The sequence below is a fragment of the Algoriphagus sp. A40 genome (assembly GCF_002002735.1).
Classification (GTDB): Bacteria; Bacteroidota; Bacteroidia; order Cytophagales; family Cyclobacteriaceae; genus Algoriphagus.
This window is the reverse complement of record NZ_MUNY01000059.1, coordinates 125,438-147,489: the sequence shown is the minus strand read 5'-3', so window position 1 is coordinate 147,489 and position 22,052 is coordinate 125,438. Positions and strand designations below refer to the sequence as shown.

The window sequence follows — 22,052 nt, the reverse complement described above, 5'->3', positions numbered from 1 at the left end:
GAAGAGGATTGGGAAAGGAGTTGGGATCAATTGGTCCATTTCCGACAGGTATCCCTTGGTCCAGATCTTTTTAATTTCAGCTATTCCTTAATTTGTTTGACTTTAATTCCCAAAAAAACTGTGCATATGACAAATCCGAAATCCTCTCGTTTTTTCGTCGGATTGCTCTTTTTGGTATTCAATGCGGGAATCGTTGATCTAATTGCCCAGGAAATCGGGGAGTTTAAGATCGTCAAATACAACAATCCTGGAGCAACTTCCTTTGTTGGAGTTGGGCTTTGGGCTTGGCCTTTGCCAATGGACTACGACGGAGACGGGGATATGGACTTGTTAGTTTCCTGTCCTGACAAACCCTTTAACGGACTCTATTTTTTTGAAAACAAATCCGGGGAAACCTATCCCGACTTTGAGCCTCCAGTCCGATTAGGTCCGGCGATTCCGCAAGTGCAGGTTTCCCATACCGATGGAAAAGCAAGGGTATTGATTCCCGGAGCCGAGTTGCAGGATTTTACCAAAAAATTGGATCAGCAGGCAGTGCCTGTTTTCCCCGCTGAAGAAATCTTGAAGGATTTTCCCAAAAAGCCCCGCTTCAACCAATGGAAGATGGCCGACTATGATGGGGATGGAGATCAGGACTTGTTGGTCGGGGTGGACGATTGGACCGACTACGGCTGGGACAATGCCTTCAATTCCGAAGGAAAATGGACTAATGGTCCACTTCACGGCTTTGTGTATTGGGTAGAAAACCAAAACGGAACTTACCAAAACAAGGGCAGAATTCAGGTCGATGCGAAGGACTTGGATGTCTATGGAGCGCCTTCGCCGAATATGGCGGACTTTGACCGGGACGGTGACTCCGACCTGATTACGGGGGAGTTTTTGGATAAAATGACCTATTTCGAAAACACGGGTACCCGCTCGAATCCCAAGTTTTCAAAAGGAAAACTCCTCAGCAATTCCTCCGGAATCATCAAAATGGATTTGGAAATGATCATTCCCGTGGCAATCGACTGGGACCAGGACGGTTGGACTGATCTGGTGGTGGGCGATGAAGACGGAAGGGTGGCCCTGATGAGAAATACCGGAAAGATCCAGTCCGGAGTACCGGTTTTTGAATCACCTCAGTATTTCAGACAAAAAGCCGATAACCTCAAGTTTGGGGCTTTGGTCACACCCGTTTCTTATGATTGGGATCTGGACGGAGACTTGGATATCGTGGCGGGAAACTCAGCCGGATATGTAGCTTGGATCGAAAACCTAAAAGACGGTCCAGCTCCGCAGTGGGCTGAGCCTGTGCTTTTGGAAGTGGGAGGAAAGCCTTTTCGCGTACAGGCTGGAGACAATGGATCAATCCAGGGTCCTGCCGAAGCCAAATGGGGCTACACCACGCTCTCGGTTGCTGATTGGGACGGAGACAGCAAAGGCGATTTGATTATCAATTCGATCTGGGGCAAAGTAGAATGGCTGAAAAATGCCGGAAACGGAACCCTCTTGGCTCCGAAACCTGTGGAAGTTGCCTGGGGAAATGTCATGGTTCCTGCTCCGGCCTGGAACTGGTGGAAGCCTGACAACAATGAACTTGTAATCCAATGGAGAACTACTCCAATGGTAGTAGACTGGAACAAAGATGGGCTTATGGACTTGGTGACGCTGGATCACGAAGGGTATTTGGCCTTTTTTGAGCGGAAATCCATCGAGGGAAGACTGATGCTATTACCGGGTCAGCGGATTTTTTACGGAGAAAACGGATCTGTTTTTTCCAGCAAAAATGAAGTGGTGGATGAGACTCCGGGCGTTTTGAAACTGAACAATCGGGAAGCCGGAGGAAGCGGCCGCAGAAACATGACCATCCTGGACTGGGACAATGACGGTGATCTGGATTTGTTGGTCAACAGCCTAAATGTGTCTTTGTTTGAGCAGACCAAGTCGGAAAACGGCAAGGTGTATTTCAGACATCAGGGGCAATTGGCTCCCAATATTCTTGCTGGGCATTCCACCAGCCCCACTTTTGTGGACTGGAATAAAAATGGAATCTGGGACGTCTTGGTCGGAGCCGAAGACGGGCATTTCTACCACCTTTCCCGATAATCCGAAAAAATATGAGTGATCAAAAAGCTGTTCAATTAAGACCAAAGCGCTTAAACTTGGTTTTGGCCAACTCCCCCTTTCTCAAAGGGGGCAGGGGGATTTTTGAATCTCTTGGAATTGTGAAAAGTTGAAACACTTAGACAATCGAAAACCTAAAGAATGAACCTAATAGAATCAGATATTTTTCCTCAAACCCGACTGGCATTAGCACTTTTTGCCTTTAGCATAAATTCCTGTACCCAACCTGCAAACCAAATTACCGTGAACACGATTCCAAACCCAAATGCTCAAGAAAAACAACTGACCCAAGGAGCTCAGGGGCATTTTCTAAATCATAGACAAGCCTTTTCTCCCGATGACCAATGGCTGGCTTTCGACGGAAGAAGCGACGATCCCAAAATGGGTGAGAATGACCTCATCGGCATGGTCAAAGTGGAAACCGGCGAAGTCAAAGAACTGTATCGCGTTCCAAATCAGCAAGCCTTTGGACCAGGTTCAGGCGCTGTAAGTTTTAGTCCCAAACGAAATGAATTAGCCTTTATCCGGGGCCTGCTGTCTGCGAGTGCTGAACAGCCTTACCATTTTACCCGAAGATCCTCCATGGGATTGAATCTCGAAAATCCGGAGAAACCAATCCTCACCAACCTGGACGCAAGGGATATCACTAAACCCTTTACCCCCGGTGCGCTGCGGGGCGGAAGTCACGCCTACAGCTATACCGCCGATGGCAATTGGTTGAGCTATACCTACAACGACGAAGTGCTGGAGATGACCGCCAAAGTCAATCCTGCTGTAAAAGATATCCGCACGGTGGCTTTTATGGTTAGGGGAAAAGGAGTGGAGGTTCAGACTGAACTTCCGGGCCAGGAGTTTTCCGGAGCCAATTTTTCAGTTATCGCCGCGGAGGTTACTCCCTTTCCAAAGCCCGGAACAGACCAGATTCAAAAAGCCTGCGAGGAAGTTTGGGTTGGAAAAGACGGCTATACCAAGTCCAATGGTGAGAAAGTCTTTCGGGCCATGGCCTATTTGGGAGATGTGATCACGCTTGAAGGGAAAGCATTGACCGAAGTCTTTATTACTGATATTCCGAAAGATTGGGAGAAAAGCCTGGCAGAGACCGATCTTTCAGGTTCGGAATTCAATATGCCTCAAATGACCTTATCGTTTACCCAAAGAAGATTAACTCATACTTCTGGTAAGAAATTTCCCGGTGTTCAAGGTCCGAGACATTGGCTGAAAGCCTCTCAAAACGGTGACCGGATTTTCTTTTATGCCAAAGGTGAAGATGGCATCGTCCAGCTGTTTTCGGTTTCTCCTGAAGGAGGCGAACCTGTTCAGATCACCCACAACAGTTTTTCTCCCGACACGGCTTTTAGCTTGAGTCCGGATGATCAGTGGATAGTCTTTGGCTACCAAAACCGGGTTTACCTGACGGAATTGCCCAGCGGCAAAACCATCCCGGTTGGTGGAGAACCCCAGTCCAATCACAGCGAAATCTGCAATTTCAACTGGTCCTATTCGGGTCAGACGCTGGTATATAACAGGAAGGTCAAGGATGAAGGAGGTTCCTTTTTCCAGATTTTCCTCTTGAATCCCTTTAATCAATAAAAAGGGCCAAATCAATCGCTAAGAAGCTAACTATGGTAAGCAATTATGTCATCGGAGTGGACTTTGGTTCAGACTCCGTAAGATCAATTTTGGTGGATACCGGAACAGGAAAAGTTCTGGCAACTTCTGTTTTTGAATTTCCACGCTGGAAAGAAGGGAAATACTGCAATCCAGCGCGCAGCCAATACCGGCAGCATCCCCTGGACCATTTGGAAGGTTTGGAAAAAACCATTGTTTCGGTAATAAGAGATTCCGGAGTCGATTCAAAACAGGTCAAAGGAATCGGGATCGATGCCACAGGTTCCTCACCAATGCCTTTGACTGATGAAGGCATCCCATTGGCTTTGACAGAAGAATTTTCTCAAAATCCCGATGCCATGATGATTCTGTGGAAAGACCATTCGGCTATTTCCGAGGCAGAGGAAATCACCGGTCTGGCCAAAAGCTGGGGTGGGGAGGACTACACCCGCTATTCCGGCGGGATGTACAGTTCGGAATGGTTCTGGGCCAAAATCTTATTCATTTACCGCACCAATCCGGTTATTGCACAAATCAACCCAAATTGGGTGGAGCACTGTGACTATGTGGCAGGTGAACTCACAGGATTATTGAAACCTGATCAACTGAAGCGAAGCAGATGTGCAGCTGGACACAAAGCCATGTGGCACGAGTCCTGGAGCGGATTCCCTTCCGGGGAATTTTTGGCAAAACTCCATCCGGCATTTCCGGAACTCAGCAGAAAAATGCAGGCTGAAACCCTGACTTCTGATCGTGCTGCAGGCAACCTTTCTCCCAAATGGGCAGAAAAACTGGGACTTTCCACTGACACTGTGATTGCTGTGGGTACCATTGACGCCCATTCAGGTGCTGTGGGAGCAGGAATCAAACCCGGAACGCTCGTGAAAGTCATGGGTACTTCTACCTGCGATATGCTGGTAGCCTCCTATGATGAGGTAAATCCCCAGCCGGTCAAAGGAATCAGTGGACAGGTTGATGGCTCGATTTTGCCTGGAATGATAGGTTTTGAGGCTGGACAGGCAGGATTCGGCGATTTTCTTGCCTGGTACAAACGCCTGATTTCCCAGCCAGTGTTTGACCTGATCCAGGAAAGCAGTCAGCTGGGGTCCGGAACCAAGGAAAGTTTGGTTGCCGAGCTTAACGATAAACTGATGGTTTACCTGAACAAGGAAGCTGCAAAAGTTCCGCTGGATTCGGAAGTGTTAGCAGTCGATTGGATCAATGGCAGGAGATCTCCGGGACTGAATGAATCCCTCAAAAGTTCGATTTCCGGGCTGGATATGGGAAGTGGAAATGGGCAAGTATTCAAAGCCTTGGTCGAGTCCCTTTGCTTTGGCTCCAAGCGGATTATCGAGTGGTTTAAGTCAGAAGGAGTGGAGATCAAAGAAGTGGTTGGGATTGGTGGCATTGCCAAAAAATCCCCGCTTTTGGTGCAGACCCTGGCGGATATTCTGAACATGCCGATTGTCGTTTCTGAATCCGACCAAACCCCGGCACTTGGCGCGGCCATTTATGCGGCGGTTGCTTCAGGAATTTATCCGGACATGCAGCAGGCAGCCGATGCCATTGCAAGTAAAAAACAGGAGGAATTCCTTCCGATACCCGAGCATGTCGAGCATTACAAGTGCAAGTACCAAAAGTATTTGGCCTTGGGAGGATTTGTGGAATTCGGGCGTGAGGCGAAGTAGTTTCTGAATGATTGTTTTTACTTGGCTCAAGTCCTCGGAATAGTGTCCGGGCTTGGGCCTTTTACCTGTTTTATTTGAATTCGATAGAATTACAAATCTCAACCACCGTCCATTTAACCTTCGCAGTTTAGAAGGTGTAGACTACACCAAGAGGAAATCTTGCAAGGGACAAATTCCGAGTAATAAGAAAGGATGGTTTTTCATGCTTTTTCAACCCTTTCGGAGTCCTTAATTCAGTTGAGGACTGTACATTCAGCCTTTTTATTTCATGATTACATAAAATGGAATGTTGTATGAAGCTACATTTCCATGACCGTCATAGGCAAAAATGAAAATTCTATAAGGGCCTTCTTCTTTAGGGGACTTAAACGTTATACTGTTGCCTTCTTCTTTCTGGATGAGATGATCCATAGTATAGTCAGTCATACTATAGTCATAACCATCGCGTTCGATAAAGTAATTTCCTTCATGTCTGATTTCCCACCTGTAAGTCAGGGAGTCTCCTTCGGGATCATCAGTTAGTGCCTTGGCAATATATTCGGCATTGTTTTCCAGATATACATTGTCATTGACCGCGCCTTGAGTTGTTTCGATAAACATGTCGCTGATATCTGGTGCTTCATTGTCCGGCTTTTGGCCTGACCATGCATATTTCAAAAAATTCGCCGATTCGGTTCTATAACCCTCTTCTGAAAATAAGCCAAACCAGGTATTTGTTGCTTCATACTTGTAGCCCCAGTAAAAGACATAGCTTCCAACTAACATGGAAGAATCATTGGTGATTTTACCCCAATATTTCTCCATCAACGCTCTTTTTTCAGAGCCTTTCATTTCCTTTGGAGCACCCCACTCCGTACCTGTAACCTCCCAATGACCGTCAGGTCCCCATTCGGATAACATGTAGGCTTTGCCCCAGCCCTTATCCTCGTATACTCTTTCAAACATCTGATCAATAGTTTTGAAAGCATTGAAGCCTAAAATGTCAATATTTGGCATGATGTGTCTGTAGGATGCGATTTTATTTTGAGAGAAAACATCTACAGCGGTCATGGTAGGATGATTTGGATCCACTTCCTTGACCATCTTGGCGACTTTGTCGGTGATGTAGAAAACCACCGGTCTTGCTCCTCCACCGTATTCTTTTATTTCATTGCCAACACCCCACATGAGCAAAGCTGGATGGTTCTTGTATTTTTCAATAAGTGGTCTTAGCTCTTCTATTTTCTTATCAACCTCCCAAAATTTCCAATAACTGAAGTCACTTCCCCAAGCTGGCCGACCAATTTCCAGGCCTAAGGTAACGGTCAATCCCAATGCGTGAGCCTCATCGAGGATCCTATCAGCATCATGCAGGCTCCAAGTTCTAATAGAATTGCCACCATATTCAGAGACCAAATCTAAATGCTCAGTTCCCGCAGCACCTTTTATAAAATAAGGCTCACCATGTCGGTAGAGCTGCGCCTTTCCTTCTAGATATTTTACTTCGACTGTTGGATTTTGATTTTTTGGAACTTCCTTACCACAAGAGGAGAGTAGGATTAAAATAATATAAAATAGAAATAAATTACTATATTTAAAATGATCGTACATAGCTTTTCTTGAGGTCAAACAATTTACAGTCAATAATATATTTTTTGTTTTCTCCTCTTAATATAGAAACAAAATGTATTTTGAACCTTAAATTGTTCATAATCAACAGATGAATAGGAAACTATTTTTTGGAAAAATAATTCTGATTTTTGGCATTTTAACCTTAGCACTGTTTGTATATGGCTTTTTAACTGAAGTTGGAGTAGGACAAAGGATTTTGTATTGGTTACTGACGGTTTCTTTGTTTTTTAAATTGCTGAAAATTGGGTTTGAGTGGTACCATTATGCGGGATTACCAAAGCCCCGACAGAAATCTGATATCCATAAGCCGCCTTCACATGCGTTCACCGTAGACATGCTTACAACTTTTTGTCCGGGAGAGCCCTTTGATATGTTGGAGCGGACGTTGCGGGCTATGGTTAATGTACGCTATCCTCATACTACCTATCTCTGTGACGAAGGAGATGATCCATTAGCTGGAAAACTCTGTGAGGAACTTGGTGTCGTGCATGTCACCCGGGATACACACGATGATGCCAAAGCAGGAAATATCAACAATGCTTTGAGACAGGCGAGTGGTGAGATTTGTGTCATTCTTGATCCCGATCACGCACCTTTTCCGGAATTTCTTGACCATGTACTGCATCATTTCAACAATCCTGAAGTTGGATACGTGCAGGTGGTTCAGGCCTATGGCAATCAGTCGGAATCTTTGATTGCCCAAGGAGCAGCCGAACAGACCTATGTTTTTTATGGGCCATATATGCAGGCGATGGGTGAATATGGTACAGCGCAGGCAATTGGGGCCAATTGTACTTTTAGAAGAAAAGCATTGGATTCGATTGGAGGACATGCAGCAGGCCTGACCGAGGATATGCACACGTCCATGTTGCTCCATGCGAAGGGTTGGAAGTCGGTCTATGAGCCGATGATCTTGTCCCAGGGAATGGTTCCCAGTAGTATTTCAGCGTATTACAAACAACAATTGAAATGGAGCCGTGGGACATTCGACCTTTGGATAACACTTTTCCCAAAGCTGTTTTTTAAGTTTGACTGGAGACAAAAACTACATTACGGGCTGATACCTGTTTATTATTTATTTGGGCTTATTGGAATAATAGATTTTATTGTTCCAATATATTCCTTATTCACCGGGGAATATCCATGGCTGATTAATCCCCAAGTGTTTTTTATTTATTTCACTCCTTTCTTTCTGTTTAGTTTTATATACAGGTATTTTGCCCAAGGGTGGCTCTATAATAAGGAGGAAAAAGGATTACACTTGATGGGTGGAATTTTGAGAGTAGGTTCCTGGTGGATATACTGCATCGGGTTTATTTATACATTGCTTAATATAAAAGTGCCATACATTCCCACTGAAAAAGAACATTCTACCAAAGGGGAATTTCTATTGGGATTGCCGAATCTGATAGTGGCTCTAATTTCGGTCCTGGCAGTGGTCTACGGATTGTCCCGAGATTGGCAACCTTACAGCATGCTGATGGCACTTTTTGCACTGATCAATTCATTTGTTCTATTTTTTGCCTTTGCTATAGGACAGACTACTTGGGTAAAACAATCAAAGAGTGGGTTTTATAAGTTTAGAGATACTTGGGCTATTCATGAAAAAAACCTGTCTTATCTGAAATTGAGCAGGTTTGCCTTTCATTCTGTATTGATAATCCTGTTGTTTTCAACCTCTTTTTTAATTGTTGGTGCGATCAAAGTCGGAAGTGATGAATACCTGAATCCTACTGCAAAAACTCCGAATGAAAAACAATTAGGTGGTTTTTACATGGGGATTTACGATGCCCGTTCTGATGTCCAATCGGATATTTCCCTGATTGAAGACCTCGAAACTCAGGCAGGGCAAAAATGGTCAATTATTTCTACCTACCATGCTTGGGGAGATGATCAAAATCCGGCTGAAAAACTCAAGAAAATCATCGATCATGGGGCTATTCCGATGCTCACTTGGGAACCATTTTCCAACTTATTTGAAGAATATGCTGACATAGATGACCTGAGAAATAACAGAAAGATGTTCAGGTACATTCTGGATGGCTATTTTGATACCTACATCGATCAGATGGCCATTACCCTGAGAGACCTCAATTCGCCTGTGTTTTTAAGGTTTGCCCATGAAATTGAAAACCCCATGTATTCTTGGTCAACATCCGGTGAAAATACACCTGAAGAATTTGTTGCTGCTTGGAAATATGTGCACTACAGATTTGAAAAGCTGGGTTCACATAATATTTCATGGGTATGGAGCCCCTGGTCTCCGGAGGGTTTTGACTCTTATTTTCCATACGGAAATGACAGTTCTGTCAATCAATATGTTGATTGGATTGGCTTGACAGCTTTGAATTACGGTATGGCATCTTCGAGTAAAACTTCTAAATCTTTTGAGGAAATCTACCTTCCTTTCAAGCAGCAAATCAAACGAAAAGGCATGGAACTTCCGGTCATGTTAGCTGAATTTGGTTCGACTTCTTATGGGGAAGATGGCAGAGTTTGGGTAAGCCAATCTTTTCAAGCTATCCAAGAAAGACATGCCGAAATCAAATCCGCTGTCCTATTTCACAGTGATTTGGACAAAAACTGGATCACTGACTGGCGTCCATCAGAAGGAGTGGAATCGATTGACTGGACTTTTGACCTTAAGGATTTCGGAAAATCCATGGCTGAGTTTGATCTGTTTAGTAAAAGAAATTATTGGGTTGAATCAAAGGATAAACAAATTGAAATTACTCAACCCACAATGCTGGAAAGCAAAAATGGAAACCATCAACTATTGGTAGAAGGTAAGCCATTTTACATCAAAGGAATTGCCTACAATAGTGGAAATGACTGGGAAGAAGGTTTTATGCCAATGACAAGAAACCAATTGGATACTGACTTTCAACTTATCAAAAAAATGGGAGCCAATACCATCAGAAGGTATGAGCCTGGTATATATGATAGAAATATTCTCAAAGCAGCAAAAGAACATGATTTGAATGTTTTGTTTGGCTTTTGGTTTGACCCCAAAGTTGATTATCTGAAAGATGAGGAAAAGCTAAAGGCTTACCAAAAGAGAGTTTTGTCAGAAGTAGATAGGTACAAAAATGACAAGAGTATCATTGGTTGGAACTTGGGCAATGAAACATGGGGCCTGCTAAAAAAACACTATGGTCAACCTTACCTGAGCATGGTCAGGAGAAGTTATCTGCAATTTTTGGATAGTTTGGCGATGGAGATCAGATTAATTGATCCAGACAGACCGATATTTTCATCCGAAGAACATGACAATGAAAGACTAATCGGTGCCATCTCCCAGTTTAAGGCTTATGCTCCCCATATCGATGTGATTGGAGTCAACTCTTATTATGAAGAAAACATCAGTCAACTCCATGCTATAATGGAGAAAACCTATCCCGGCAAGCCTTATGTAGTAACCGAATTTGGACCAAAGGGCTATTGGAATCAGGAGCTGGGAGATTATTGGAGGGACAGTTTATTAATTGAAGTTTCTTCAGTCAATAAAGCAGAATGGTACAAAAATCAGTGGTTGGATTGCATAGAAAAGTATAAAGGCAAAAATCTAGGTGGAATAGCTTTTAGTTGGATGGATCGCTATGAAGGTACTGCGACCTGGTTTGGGATTACAGATTACAAAGGAAGATTGAAGCCTTCCTACTATTCCCTTAAGACAGTTTGGCAAAAAGAGAATCAAATGCCAAACGCTTTTCCGGATATTACAATAACCGGACATTGGCATTTCTTAAATCCTGGAGCAAGTTTATGGCTTTCTGCAGCGGTCACCAATGACTACAAGGGAGAATTGGAGTACACATGGGAAGTATATGACCAAGATTGGCAAAGGAGCAGCCCAATTCTCAATACCAAGTTGGACGGGAAGTATGTGGAAATTAAGGTTCCATCCAATCCATCCAGGATATATCTCTATGCAAAGGACTCTGCAGGCAATACAATTACCGCTTCCAGGCCTCTTTTGATTTTAGGTAAATAGGGTTTTGATAAATTTTTTTCTTCGGAATTTATAGATTTAAGTTAGTTTGGGTATGTCTAGGTATTCTGGTCAAAGTATCTTCCAGGGGAGTGATTTTTGTACGAAATCATGCTATACTTCAAAGAAAAAACCTGTGGAAACCATTTTTTGATATAGTGTCATTGTAATCAAGAAAATGCTGAGAGTATCATCCAAATTCAACAATTCAACTTGTTTAATTTGATTATCTGCTTCCTTGTCTGGACTTAAAAAATTCCTCAAGATTTAAAATTGATCAGTTGGCTATTTACTTTTTCGGTCTTCTGTTTCCGGTCTTCAGGCCCTAAATAAAATTGGAATTCTGGAAGAAAAGAAACTAATCAGAAGGAAATACACGCATTTCTGTCTAGCCAAATTTATTTCAGCGGTACTTGTCATTCAATCCGATTCCTTCCAAAATCATGGGGATGATCTTTTCCATCCGGCTGATTTGTGTGGCCTCCCGCTTGGCAGATTCCAGGTATTCGATGTATTCCTTTTGCTTGAAAGGCGTGAGTGCTTCAAATGCCTCATTCAGTTCTTTGGACTCATCCAGTTTTTGCTGAAAGTAATCGGGAATTTCTATTTCACCGGATTTTTCAGGCTTCCAGACTTTGCCCATTTCTTCATTCCGGATTGCCTCCCGGATGTATTCAAGGATCTTTTCTTCCTCGATTTCCTCGGCATTCTGGAATCTCCAATGCCTCAGCGCTTTGGTTTTGCCCTCCTGGGCATTGATGAGTTTTTGATAGGGATCTGAAAGAAATACTCCATTGTAAAACCAGAGGCAAAAGTGGTTTTTAAATCCTCCGGCACTGACCACATTTTTCCCTTTGTAGGTGTACACTTTTCCTCCCCATTTGATGGCCGACTCCAAGCCGGTATTCTCGATAATGGTTTGGAGTCTATAGATATGATCCTGCCAAATCTCTGCTCTGTTCATAGCTTTTTTGGATAAATAGTTTGGAGCAGAAATGGGTTTAAATCCGGAGAAATCCCCGGAATCCTCTGGCGGCATAGTAAGATTGAACCCCGTTGTGATAGGTGAAAACTTGGTCATAGCGTCGGTCACAAAAGAGTGCCCCGCCGAGCTTGCGGATTGCTGCGGGTGTCTCAATCCAACTGGAGGTTTTCAGATCGAATTTTCCAAACTGCTGAAGGGCGCGGTATTGATCCTCAGACAAGAGCTCAATGCCAATCTGAGAAGCCATGTCCATGGCATTGGCAGCTGGTTTGTTCTCTTTCCTTGAATCCAGGGCTTCCCGGTCGTAGCAGGTACTTCTTCTTCCGGTAGGACTTTCGGCGGAGCAGTCGATAAAAATTATTCCGCCTGTTTCCAAACCCTTTACTTCTGGTAGCACCACCACATCCGGTTCACCGCCTGTACTTTCCATTTCATGGAGAGACCAAAGTTTATCAGGAGCATTTTCCAGCTTTGCAAGGACTTTGTTCCATTCCAATCCTTGGTGGCGGTTGGGATGTTTTTCAAATCGGATTTTTAGGATCTGAAAAAGACTTTCTGCCTGCTCTTGGGATAATTTTTTACTGCTGCTCATGGTGACTTCAATTTGGGGATTTGCGCTTTCGGATTGGGTTTCTGAATTAAAATTGCCGGAAAAAAACCAAAAACATTCAATTTTTTCTGCTGTTTTTTTAGCTTTTGAAAGTGAGGCTTAGGAGGTGCGTCACGGGATTCCCCGAAAGAATCGGGACAGAAAGTGCAAATGCACTTTAATGATTCGCACAGCGAGGTCAAGGATAAAGGTTGTTGCTTGGGTTTTAGGTGGCCCTGATCGTTCAGATTTTTTTCTGGATTTGCCATAAGTGTCCAAAAGGGTCTTTGAACATTCCCTGGCGGTAACCATAATCGTGGTCTGTGGTTGGGTTAATTTCCGTTGCTCCTGCCTGAATGGCTTTCGCCATTACTTCTTCTACATTCGGAACAAACAAACCGATAATAGTAGTTACTCCTTTAGCGCTTATTGGTTCAAGAGCATTACGCATGGTTTCATGGACATGAAAAATAGCCCCGTTGAATTCCAATTCAGCTACGTGAATGCTTCCGTCATCATTCCGGTAACAAAAAATTTCAGTTGCTCCGAATTTTAGGTAAAAATCGATGCTGAATGTCCCATTGGGGATGTGCAATTCCGGAGCAAAATGCGTAGAGTCGTCTGATGTGGTCATAATGATTTTTTCGTTTTACATATAATTTAGTAAGAGCAACCGACAACCATAAGTTTGTTTTTAAGTCACGTGATTAGGAACCCCAATTCATACACCACTTTGCTATCTGCTATAAAACCAGCTGGTTAGCTGTTGGATTGTTTCCCCTCAGATAATCAGACCTTTGAATTTTCAATATCCATTTGTAAGGGAATAGTAATTACTCAAGCGATTTAGCAGCTGAAGAAGTGACAACCACACCATAATTTCTATGATGCTTGGAGGGTCAATTTGCTTCAGTGCTGAATTGATGATGTCTTCATTGATTTGCGAAGGACTGTAGGAAGTGGCTGTTGCCAAAAGCAGTACAGCCGCTTCTTTTTCCGTCAAAGAAAATTGCTGCTGAAGTGAAGCTAATAATTCCAAACACGCAGCATTGTCAGTCGGTATTTCCATTTGCGCTACTCCCTCCAAACGGGAAAACAATTCAGTGTTCAATTCAGGAACTAAGCGTTCCGACAAGTTTCTTATTTCGGATTTAAGCACTTCATTTTCAACCAGAGTACTGAAAATAAACCCGGCATACATTTTTATTTTCAATCCGATTACGGATTGTGCTTTATCCAGATTGTCACGTAGGGCAGCAGTTAATGTCCGCACAACCCTGCTTTCTTTTACAGGTTTGAGAATCGGAAACGAATATCCGGTGTGTTCTTCCAAGTATTTGGCGGCCGATTGGTAATCGGAAGGGACTCCAGCCGTCCACTTTTTCTCCCAAAGTACAGCTCCCGGTGCTTGCCTGATTACCCGAAGGTAGGTGAGCAGATTATCACTTTCTGGTGTGGACGAATCGGTAACACGATAATTTCCGTGAGCATGGATCCCAGCTGTCCAACCTGTTTGGGATAATAATTCCGCTGTGTCATTGATAGCATCCTGTTCAAGTTCTATTCCCATGGCATTCATAAACTTATTCAAGAATCCCATCATGCTGATAGAATAGACCAGCCATTGAGTTTCAGTAGGAGTGAAGTGTTGATTGACTTCCTCCACATCTGCCAGTGTTAGGGTCGAGGGGATATGGGCCAGCTTTTCGGCAAACGTAACTACGGCCTGTTCTTTGGCTGTTCGATTACCGGCAATTGCTTCTGTGCGTGCGCCCCTGCGTAAGGCAAAGGAACAGGCATGGGCTGTGCAATAGGAGCAAGCGGCTTTGCTTGAAGCATACATGGCAAGACCCATCGAAGCCTTGAAAGATTTGCTGCCAAAAATTGTGTTGGGCAGATTAAACATATTAGGCACCAACAAATTATAGGTGCGAAAACCTGGAGGCCATATTTCCAAAATCGGGTCACAATTGGGAATAATTCCGATCAGCTCTTTGACCAGATTCAGGAGTGGATTGTAGTTCCTGTGCAAGGTTTCCCAATCCACAGCTGCTGATTTTAGGCCTGCTGCAAGTGTATCTGCCATAGGATTTGGATCTATTTGTTATTTGGTTTTGGGTGTAAACATGAATCCTTTTCTGGATGAAGTCAAATTCCGGAAGGGACTTGCCACTAGGCCAGCCTCCATTCCTCAAAAAGTTGGGAAATGTGTGGACTAGGTCTAGGTCGGAAGACCCGTATCCTGAAAAATCTTCGGGGGTGGAGCGGGAGGTGCAAAAAATTGGACTATGCTCACGGACGTGTGCTTGATTGGCTGCTGCAATTCTTTTTAGAATTTTAAATCTACTTCAATCTTGCTTTATTTCATTGATTTCATTTGCTATTTCATTATATAATTTAGTTCTATCCATTTCATTAAACGGGCCTGGTATGCAATGAAGCATACCTTTCATTTCTTTATGTACAGTTGGGATTTTTGCATCAGATAATTTTTTTGCGTAATCCCGTCCAGTATCTCTTAATGGGTCAAATTCACAAGTTATCACAAAGGCTGGGGGTAAATTTGATAAACTGTCCGCATAATATGGCATTGCCAAAGGATTAGTATAATCAGCCTCATTTGGCAAATAACTTTCTACACCAAAAAACATTTCAGATTCTTCTAAAAAATATCCATCCTTAAACTTTTGATAAGCGTCTGTTTTGAAAGGAATATAGGCAACCGGACAATCTAAAAGTTGATATTTAATATTTGTTAAATGCTCTTTCTTGGCTTTTATCGCTACTGTTGTTGCCAAAGTTGCCCCGGCACTTTCGCCAGCTACGATTAGTTGATTCGGGTTTCCTTCCCATTTTTCGATATTTTGTATTGTCCAAAGTAACGTAGCATAACAATCGTCATTGGGAGTAGGAAAGGGGTGTTCTGGGGCAACTCTGTAATCAACACCCACTACAATAGCATTAAACGAATGAGCCAAACGTGTGGCATAAGTTACTGATACATTTGTCCAGGGTAAAACAAATGCCCCACCATGAAAATAGACAATCACAGGGCTATTTTTGGGTAAATCTTGGGGTTTATAAATAAAGACTGTCAGGCTATCCTTCGTAATTCGAAGAGTGTCAATATTCAAACCTGAGGTGTTGTAAGGTACTGCATCCGTGAAATGGCTACGTTGCTGAACTGTCATTTTTTTGAGTAGCCCTATTTGTTCATCATTGTCACCTGCCAGTTTTAAGAATAAAGCTTGCCCCCAATCCAATCGTCCTTCAGGTCGGAATGTCAAAAAGTAGATATAGCCAACAGAAATTGAAAAAACAATCAGGATTAAAATTAAAATGGGTTTTAAAATTTTCATGATTTTGATCTATCAGATTGTTTCCGGATTGTCTTAAGGTAAGTTTTTACAAGGTTGCAACCTATATCGGTTCCCGGATTAGCGATGAGGTGGGTTTTCAGCACCAAAGTTCAATAGAATTCCCAATGTTTTTTTAGCACAAACGCTCTAGAGAAGTACTGTGCTTGAATTTTGCCCTTAGTTGTTATTGCAGTCCTTCCCCCGCCTTTAAGGCAAATCCCTGCCCTCGGTTCGTTAGTTTTATCCGTTTTTGGGTTCATAGTAATGGATGACAGCTCCACTGCTAAAGGTTTTTGTCTTCATGAGATTAAGAAGCGTCCTATCGGTAATATTTTCAAATAGTGGCAAACCTTTTCCGGCTAGTACTGGGTAAATACAAAGTTGGAGTTCATCAATTAAGTTAAGCTTCATTAGCTGGATAATTAGACTCCGACAGCCAACGAAAATGGGTTTACCCGATTGCTGCTTGAGTTCTAAAACTTCCTCCTTTAAATCACGCTTGGCCAAGCTGGCGCTTTCCCAATCTACCTCTTTCAAAGTATGGGAAAAGACAATTTTTGGAATTCTGTCTATTGCCAAAGCAAAGTCGTCCATGGTTTTTTCACCGGTAGGACTATTCACCAGGGGTTGCCAAAATTGCATGAGTTGGTAGGTGATTCTGCCATATAGGATCACATCGCCCTCACCTAACAGTTCCGCATAATGTTGATGTATTTCTTCGTCGGGAATTCCTGCGGTATGGTCGCAATTCCCGTCAAGTGTCATATTGATTGCTGCAATTACCTTTCTCATGTCCAAATTTTAACCGTATTTCTGATATACTTTGGTCGTCCTTTACAAGGTCCGCAAACGGTTCGAATATTACCCATACTTGGGAATTTTAAGACCTTCAGCAGGAATGTCGATAGAAATATAAATGGACAACTGTTTCGGTCAGCTCTGATTTTGCTTTGTTAGCGGTTTGTTGCTTGTATTTTTTGCCCTTCTAGTTTAATCTGTATAAAGTCTTCTTGCTTGGTAAAATACTCCAAGCCTAAAACTAACAGCATCGAGCTTGTAGTATACACTTTTTGCAGGATGACTGCCAAATCCATATTACCTAAACCAAAAAGTAAAAAGAAAATGTAATAAGTCAATAAGCAAAAAATACAACAGAATTTAAGAAAATGAAGTTTTGATTTAAAGGTAAATACAGTAATAGCAAATAGACCAACCAATGTAAAAACGATCGACAGTACTCCCAGGTCATGCAGAGGTGTTGCGATTAAGAATATAAATAGAATGTTGGCGGCGCCTATCAACTTTAAAATAGTAGCCCATGGTCTTGAAGAGAGCTTTTTTGACATATTGATAAAAAAAATTCCATAACCAATCGAGTGGAATGCCATACCAATAGTTGCCCAAATCCAGCCGGGGTTTTCTGAACCATTGATCGCTTTTGTTTCAAACAAATTGCTGAAGAAATTTTTTGACCAGTCAAACCCGATGGAATTTTTGTCAAGCACTGAGCCTCCTGGATATACTTTGGAAGCGATCACCAGCAATATCATGGAAAGGACCAAACATATCAAAACCGAATAGTTCTTGATCATTTGCGTAATTGTTAAACTTTCCATTGGGTGACCAAATGATGGGTTGCTTTGCACTGACTGCTAACGGTTTGCATTGCCGAAGGGCAGGGAATTCAATGCTGGTCCAGCCCGGTGGAAATGCTAAAAAGAAATATGATTATAAAATTACCGAAAAGTTTTTTAGAAAGAGTCCTGCCCCAAACCAAAGCTGATAGCAAACTGCAGCCGAAGTTAGTTTTGTCTCGCCCTGACTTTTGGCAATGCATTGTTAGCCGCATGTATTAAGTCACTTCTTCAGACTCAATTTTCCCAATTGTTCCTTGAACTCTTTTAAACAGTCTGTCCTGTAATTCTGATGCTGATTCATAAACAATGAAATTGAAATCTTTTAAGTCAAAGTGGATTGGTGATGATGAGTGTATTGTTGGGATAATATCTTTTTTTGCATGGTGTGCGTAACCAAATTCATAATAACAATTAGGTCGTGCTTCAGTTAAATCTGCAATAATGAATCTAGAATTTTCAAGTTGTTCTAATACTTTATCGGTTATTCTACCATTATGTTCTATCTCATCAGCACGAACGCATTCATATCCTAATAATTCAACAGCACTTTTTATACCGAAACGAAAATAATCTTGCAATCGTTTGTCGTTCGAGAAAGACATTATAACAAAACAAGAATTTTTTTTAGGAGATGGAAATTCACGTGCAATTGCATTTGGGGAACAGGCTAAAGATGTTCCTAAAGGAGTCAGCCTGCATATAAATGCCGCCTTTTTGCTCCTATCCCAAATTGGGTGAGCATAGAATAGATATCCTTTTTCAATGAGGTCAGCCAAGATGAAATAGACACGACTAGAATAGTGGACTCTAGATGCAAATTTCAAACTGATAGACTTAGACCGGTCTTCAAAAAATTCTTTAATTGTTCCCTTATAATCCTCATCGTACGGGCCTTCGATGTAAGAGTTATCTTCAATAAAGTAATCATCATTTGGAAACTTTAGATAGTTTGAATAGCCACGGAGAAGGATTACTTGCGCTATTTCATTTTTAGCCTTCTTGCTATAATCCAATGCCAACAAGTCGTTGCTCTTACCAAAGCTTGCTTCACAAGAATACATAAATGCTTTACGAGATCGAATGTCTTTACTCATGTTATTAAGTTTAAATTGTCAATCGGATTAGGTTGTTACATATTGTGGCTAACGCCTAGCTATAAGACGTATGCGTGTAAATACCTACATCTTTGTCCCACGTTGCTGCCGAAATTTAATAGCACGCACTTTAAGAACCTACGATATAGCATATGTATTATAGCTTGTGTTAGCGGCTGGGCAATTCACCGAAACTTAATTCCTTGTTCTTCTAATTTGTCCGCCCCAACTAAAACACCGACAGCTCCAATTTTTCTTCTTGTCATTTTATTATGAATCTGGTATTTCAGTCCGCGCGCTACTTTCTCAACTTCTCTCCAGTCCCATTTACTTACTTGACCCATTTCTGGGTGATTGTTCTCATTGGCCAATGCTCGTTTTTCACTTTGATGTCCAATGTGCGAGAGATTCAATTCATTGTTTTTTACTCCTCCGAAATATAACTGTATCAGTCCCCATCCGTCAGTTGAATATCTAAATGTATGTCCGTTACAGTACTTTGGGTTAAGGACAACTTTTCTAAAAACTAAATCACCTTTTAATCTTGGAGTCCATAATTGAAATGTAACTGCAAATTTGTCCCCGTTGCGCAAATCAAATTTTGAAACAATTTCTTCAGTTGTCTTGTATTCGTTAATCTCTTGTCCGGCAGTCGATGCGTGGTCAAATACCTGCAAGTCCGTCTCGCTAAATATAAAATTTAGAACTTCAATTTTGTCCGTCTCATCTGCAAAAAAGTCGTAGGTCATATGTCACTTGATGTTTGCCTTGCCGCTAACGTAAAGGGTTTTAAACGCAATCCGCGAAAAAAAGAGAGCCATTGGGATTGAGGCCAGCCGGGTTGCGGTTAAAACTGTGTTGAACGAAGCCGTGGTGAGCTATGGGCATTCCATTTTGTTGTTTTTGACCTTCGGGGATTCTGGCTGGCATTTTTGGACTGTTGATTGACTTTTTTGCTTTCGTTGTTGTCATGTTTTCTTTCTTCGTGGCATAGGTTTCTCCGGATAAGACTTTTACCCAAGATATGCGGTTTCAGGGATTCAAAGAACTGCATTTTTGGTTTTTTTAATCGGGAGCTCTTGTTTTTTTCAGACTGGGGTCGTGTATCATTCGTCCATTTTGACAGCAGGGCCGAGGATTTTTTCGAGAATCTGGTAGGTGGTCAGCCCTTCCAGAGGTGATCGGATCAGAGGCTTACCGAGCAGTTCCAGGCAGAGATCCATTTTGGAGGTTCCGTTGAAGGGAGCCAGGATTCCGTAATACCTGATTTGTTTCTAAAATATCCTTCCCTTAAAAAATCAACTCCGAACCAAACGGTCCGGAGTTGAGCTAAGACCCAGAAATTGAGTTTGTTCAAATCTTGGATTTGTTGTCGGCCAGGAATTTGGTGATGGCATCATTCAGTTCCTTGAGAGGTTCGTAGTCTTCTCCGCCTTTCAAAAAATCCCGCGTATTGATCGTGTAAGCCCAGTCGAAATTGTCTGCATTGGAAACGGCCAAGGTGCTCGATCCCGGAGTGCTTCCTGAGCGGGCAGATCCGTTGGCCCGGCCACCCGTGCCCCATACGGCATAGTTTCGGATGGTCTGCACCATGCCCAATGCTGAGGAGGCCAGCCCGCAGCTGCCCGCAGCCACTTCTTTGACCATGCCATCTCCGCCATAAACATTTGGCACCTGATCGGAACTCGTAATATTCACAGCGCTGGATCCTAATCCCGCACTTTCGGTCGCGACTTCATTGGAAGACCTTGGGCTGGCTACTGTCGGCCAAACCTTGACCTCCGTGACTCCGATTTTATCCAAAACTTCTTTTTTCAGGAAGTTGAAGTAGTTTTGGCCGCTGACCTTTTCGATGACCAAGGTGAGGAGTACATAGCCATAGTTGCAGTAGTTGTCCACTGTTCCCGGATCGTCCAGCAGGTTTTTGTTCTTGTACATGTACTTGGCCAGTTCGGTTTTGGTCACGGCCCGGTTTAGTCCCAGCGCTATGGCCACATTTCTCATGTCGTAGGTACAGTCGTATCCTTTGGCATCAAATCCTCCTTTGTTTTCCAGCAGGTTTTTGACAGTGATGTCATCACTTCGGCTGTCTTTTGGGCTGCTGAATCCCAAAATCCCGTAGGCCTTGTCAGTTGGCTCCAGGACTTTGGGGGATTTGTTGTAAAGCTCCCGGATCGCGGCATGGACAAAGAGCTTGGAGCAGCTGGCCAAAAGGAAAAGGTCCGAGTTGTCGGCCGTCTTGTAGGAGTTTTCTGCCCAAGTCAGCGCTTTGTTGTACTTGATGCTCCCGCCTTTGCCCACGCAAAGTTGGGCATAGCGGACGCCATGCTTTTGCATAAAGCTTTTCACAATCGAATCCAGGCCACTCGTTGCTGGGATTCCCGTGCCGTTTGTTCTCCAAATTCGGGGGCGTGGCGTGTGCGTTTCGGCAAAGACCACGGCAAATTTTGCCCCGCTGCCTACACCTCCGGCATCAAGGGTGAAGGGAATCCGGCCGGCAGCTACCTGTTCATCGAAAGCTGTCTGATAGGAGACCGGGCCGATATTGTGCTTGGCGACAAAGCTCCCCCTGATCCGGTCCGTGAATAGGGCGCAGTAATGGTTGTCCTCAAAGACCGAGACGATTTCGGGAGTGTAATAGGGGAGTTGGATGCAGGCGTTGAACTGCTTTTGGTACCCCGCAGCATCCAGGTCTGAATAGACCAGCCACTTGGTATTCCCGATATTGCTCACCCAGACTCCGGCGTACAGCCTCGAACTGGAGGAGCCATAGGCGGCGCAGGTATGCAGGATCAGGTTTTGTTTCTTCGCGTCGGAGTTTTGAGCGTCAAACTGGCTTTTGCTCATTCCATGACGCCCGATCATTGCCGGGAATTTCACCTTTTCAAAGACGGTAGCAAACACAGCGCTGCTTCCTGCCCCGGTGGCTGAAATGATCCTTGGAATGTAGCCTTTGGCCGTCCAGGTGTTGAAGAAATTCTGATACCCTTGGGCATTTATTCCATGGGCTGCAACCCAGGCGGGGCCCGACTCTTTGGCCCAAACAGCGGCGTAGCGAGGGCTGGAAGTGGAACCATACACGCTCAGTGAGATCATACGAAATCCATCTCCTGAGTATTTGTTGAAGTTTGCCTGATGCTGAGCGCTAGTGACTCCGTGATAGGCGACAAATGGTACTGGCATAACAATCGGGGTTTATTGTGAAAAAAAACTAAAAAGAATGTTGATTGCAGACAGGAGTATTCTTCTAAATAATTGGAAAAAATTAAGCTAAATAAAATCAGATTGCAACTATAGAATGAAAGTAACCTGTTAAAAACCAGGAGGAAAGAGGGGTGGGATTTAGACCTGCCAGGTTTTCAAAACCTGGCAGGTCTTGCTTAT

Annotated in this window: 15 protein-coding genes; 4 read left to right on the top strand and 11 right to left on the bottom strand. The window is 43.2% G+C overall.

Annotation, left to right across the window (positions count from 1 at the left end):
- Window positions 1-126 precede the first annotated feature (126 nt).
- From B0E43_RS14170 to B0E43_RS14160, 3 genes are all read left to right on the top strand, one after another.
- Window positions 127-2,088 (top strand): VCBS repeat-containing protein, encoded by a 1,962-nt coding sequence (locus B0E43_RS14170; RefSeq protein ID WP_077351069.1) that lies wholly within the window; start codon window positions 127-129, stop codon window positions 2,086-2,088.
- Window positions 2,089-2,247: 159 nt separating this feature from the next.
- Window positions 2,248-3,696: a DUF3748 domain-containing protein gene (locus tag B0E43_RS14165; RefSeq protein ID WP_077350821.1), complete on the top strand. Its 1,449-nt coding sequence runs from the start codon at window positions 2,248-2,250 to the stop codon at window positions 3,694-3,696.
- A gap of 32 nt (window positions 3,697-3,728) precedes the next feature.
- Entirely contained in the window at window positions 3,729-5,402 is a 1,674-nt protein-coding gene (locus B0E43_RS14160; protein WP_077350819.1) for a ribulokinase, read from the top strand.
- A gap of 261 nt (window positions 5,403-5,663) precedes the next feature.
- Here the strand turns inward: B0E43_RS14160 and B0E43_RS14155 are convergent, their stop codons facing one another.
- Complete coding sequence (locus tag B0E43_RS14155; protein ID WP_139352772.1) at window positions 5,664-7,010, bottom strand: glycoside hydrolase family 2 TIM barrel-domain containing protein; 1,347 nt, start codon at window positions 7,008-7,010, stop codon at window positions 5,664-5,666.
- A 337-nt stretch (window positions 7,011-7,347) separates the two neighbouring features.
- On the opposite strand from B0E43_RS14155, the gene B0E43_RS14150 reads away from it, so the two are divergent.
- Window positions 7,348-11,007, top strand: a complete 3,660-nt coding sequence (locus B0E43_RS14150; protein WP_254423430.1) for a glycosyltransferase — start codon at window positions 7,348-7,350, stop codon at window positions 11,005-11,007.
- 400 nt (window positions 11,008-11,407) lie between these two features.
- Here the strand turns inward: B0E43_RS14150 and B0E43_RS14145 are convergent, their stop codons facing one another.
- The 10 genes from B0E43_RS14145 to B0E43_RS14100 form a co-directional block, all read right to left on the bottom strand.
- Window positions 11,408-12,043, bottom strand: coding sequence for a YdeI family protein (locus tag B0E43_RS14145; RefSeq protein WP_254423429.1), 636 nt, complete (start codon window positions 12,041-12,043; stop codon window positions 11,408-11,410).
- Complete coding sequence (locus B0E43_RS14140) at window positions 12,006-12,581, bottom strand: DUF4256 domain-containing protein (RefSeq protein ID WP_077350812.1); 576 nt, start codon at window positions 12,579-12,581, stop codon at window positions 12,006-12,008. Before B0E43_RS14140 ends, B0E43_RS14145 begins: the two co-directional genes overlap by 38 nt.
- 241 nt (window positions 12,582-12,822) lie before the next feature.
- On the bottom strand, window positions 12,823-13,212 hold the full coding sequence (locus B0E43_RS14135) for a VOC family protein (RefSeq protein WP_077350810.1): 390 nt from the start codon (window positions 13,210-13,212) through the stop codon (window positions 12,823-12,825).
- Window positions 13,213-13,383: 171 nt separating this feature from the next.
- Entirely contained in the window at window positions 13,384-14,664 is a 1,281-nt protein-coding gene (locus B0E43_RS14130) for a carboxymuconolactone decarboxylase family protein (protein ID WP_077350808.1), read from the bottom strand.
- A 262-nt stretch (window positions 14,665-14,926) separates the two neighbouring features.
- Window positions 14,927-15,937 (bottom strand): alpha/beta hydrolase, encoded by a 1,011-nt coding sequence (locus B0E43_RS14125; RefSeq protein ID WP_077350806.1) that lies wholly within the window; start codon window positions 15,935-15,937, stop codon window positions 14,927-14,929.
- Between the two features lie 240 nt (window positions 15,938-16,177).
- Window positions 16,178-16,729: a dihydrofolate reductase family protein gene (locus B0E43_RS14120; protein ID WP_077350804.1), complete on the bottom strand. Its 552-nt coding sequence runs from the start codon at window positions 16,727-16,729 to the stop codon at window positions 16,178-16,180.
- A gap of 161 nt (window positions 16,730-16,890) precedes the next feature.
- Window positions 16,891-17,583 carry a hypothetical protein gene (locus tag B0E43_RS14115; protein ID WP_254423428.1) on the bottom strand — a complete coding sequence of 231 codons (693 nt, stop codon included), beginning with the start codon at window positions 17,581-17,583 and terminating at the stop codon, window positions 16,891-16,893.
- Window positions 17,584-17,789: 206 nt separating this feature from the next.
- Entirely contained in the window at window positions 17,790-18,668 is an 879-nt protein-coding gene (locus B0E43_RS14110) for a hypothetical protein (protein ID WP_077350802.1), read from the bottom strand.
- A gap of 185 nt (window positions 18,669-18,853) precedes the next feature.
- On the bottom strand, window positions 18,854-19,417 hold the full coding sequence (locus B0E43_RS14105; protein WP_077350800.1) for a hypothetical protein: 564 nt from the start codon (window positions 19,415-19,417) through the stop codon (window positions 18,854-18,856).
- Between the two features lie 604 nt (window positions 19,418-20,021).
- A complete protein-coding gene (locus B0E43_RS14100) occupies window positions 20,022-21,851 on the bottom strand; it encodes a serine hydrolase (protein WP_077350797.1) in 1,830 nt (609 codons plus the stop codon).
- Between the last annotated feature and the right edge of the window lie 201 nt (window positions 21,852-22,052).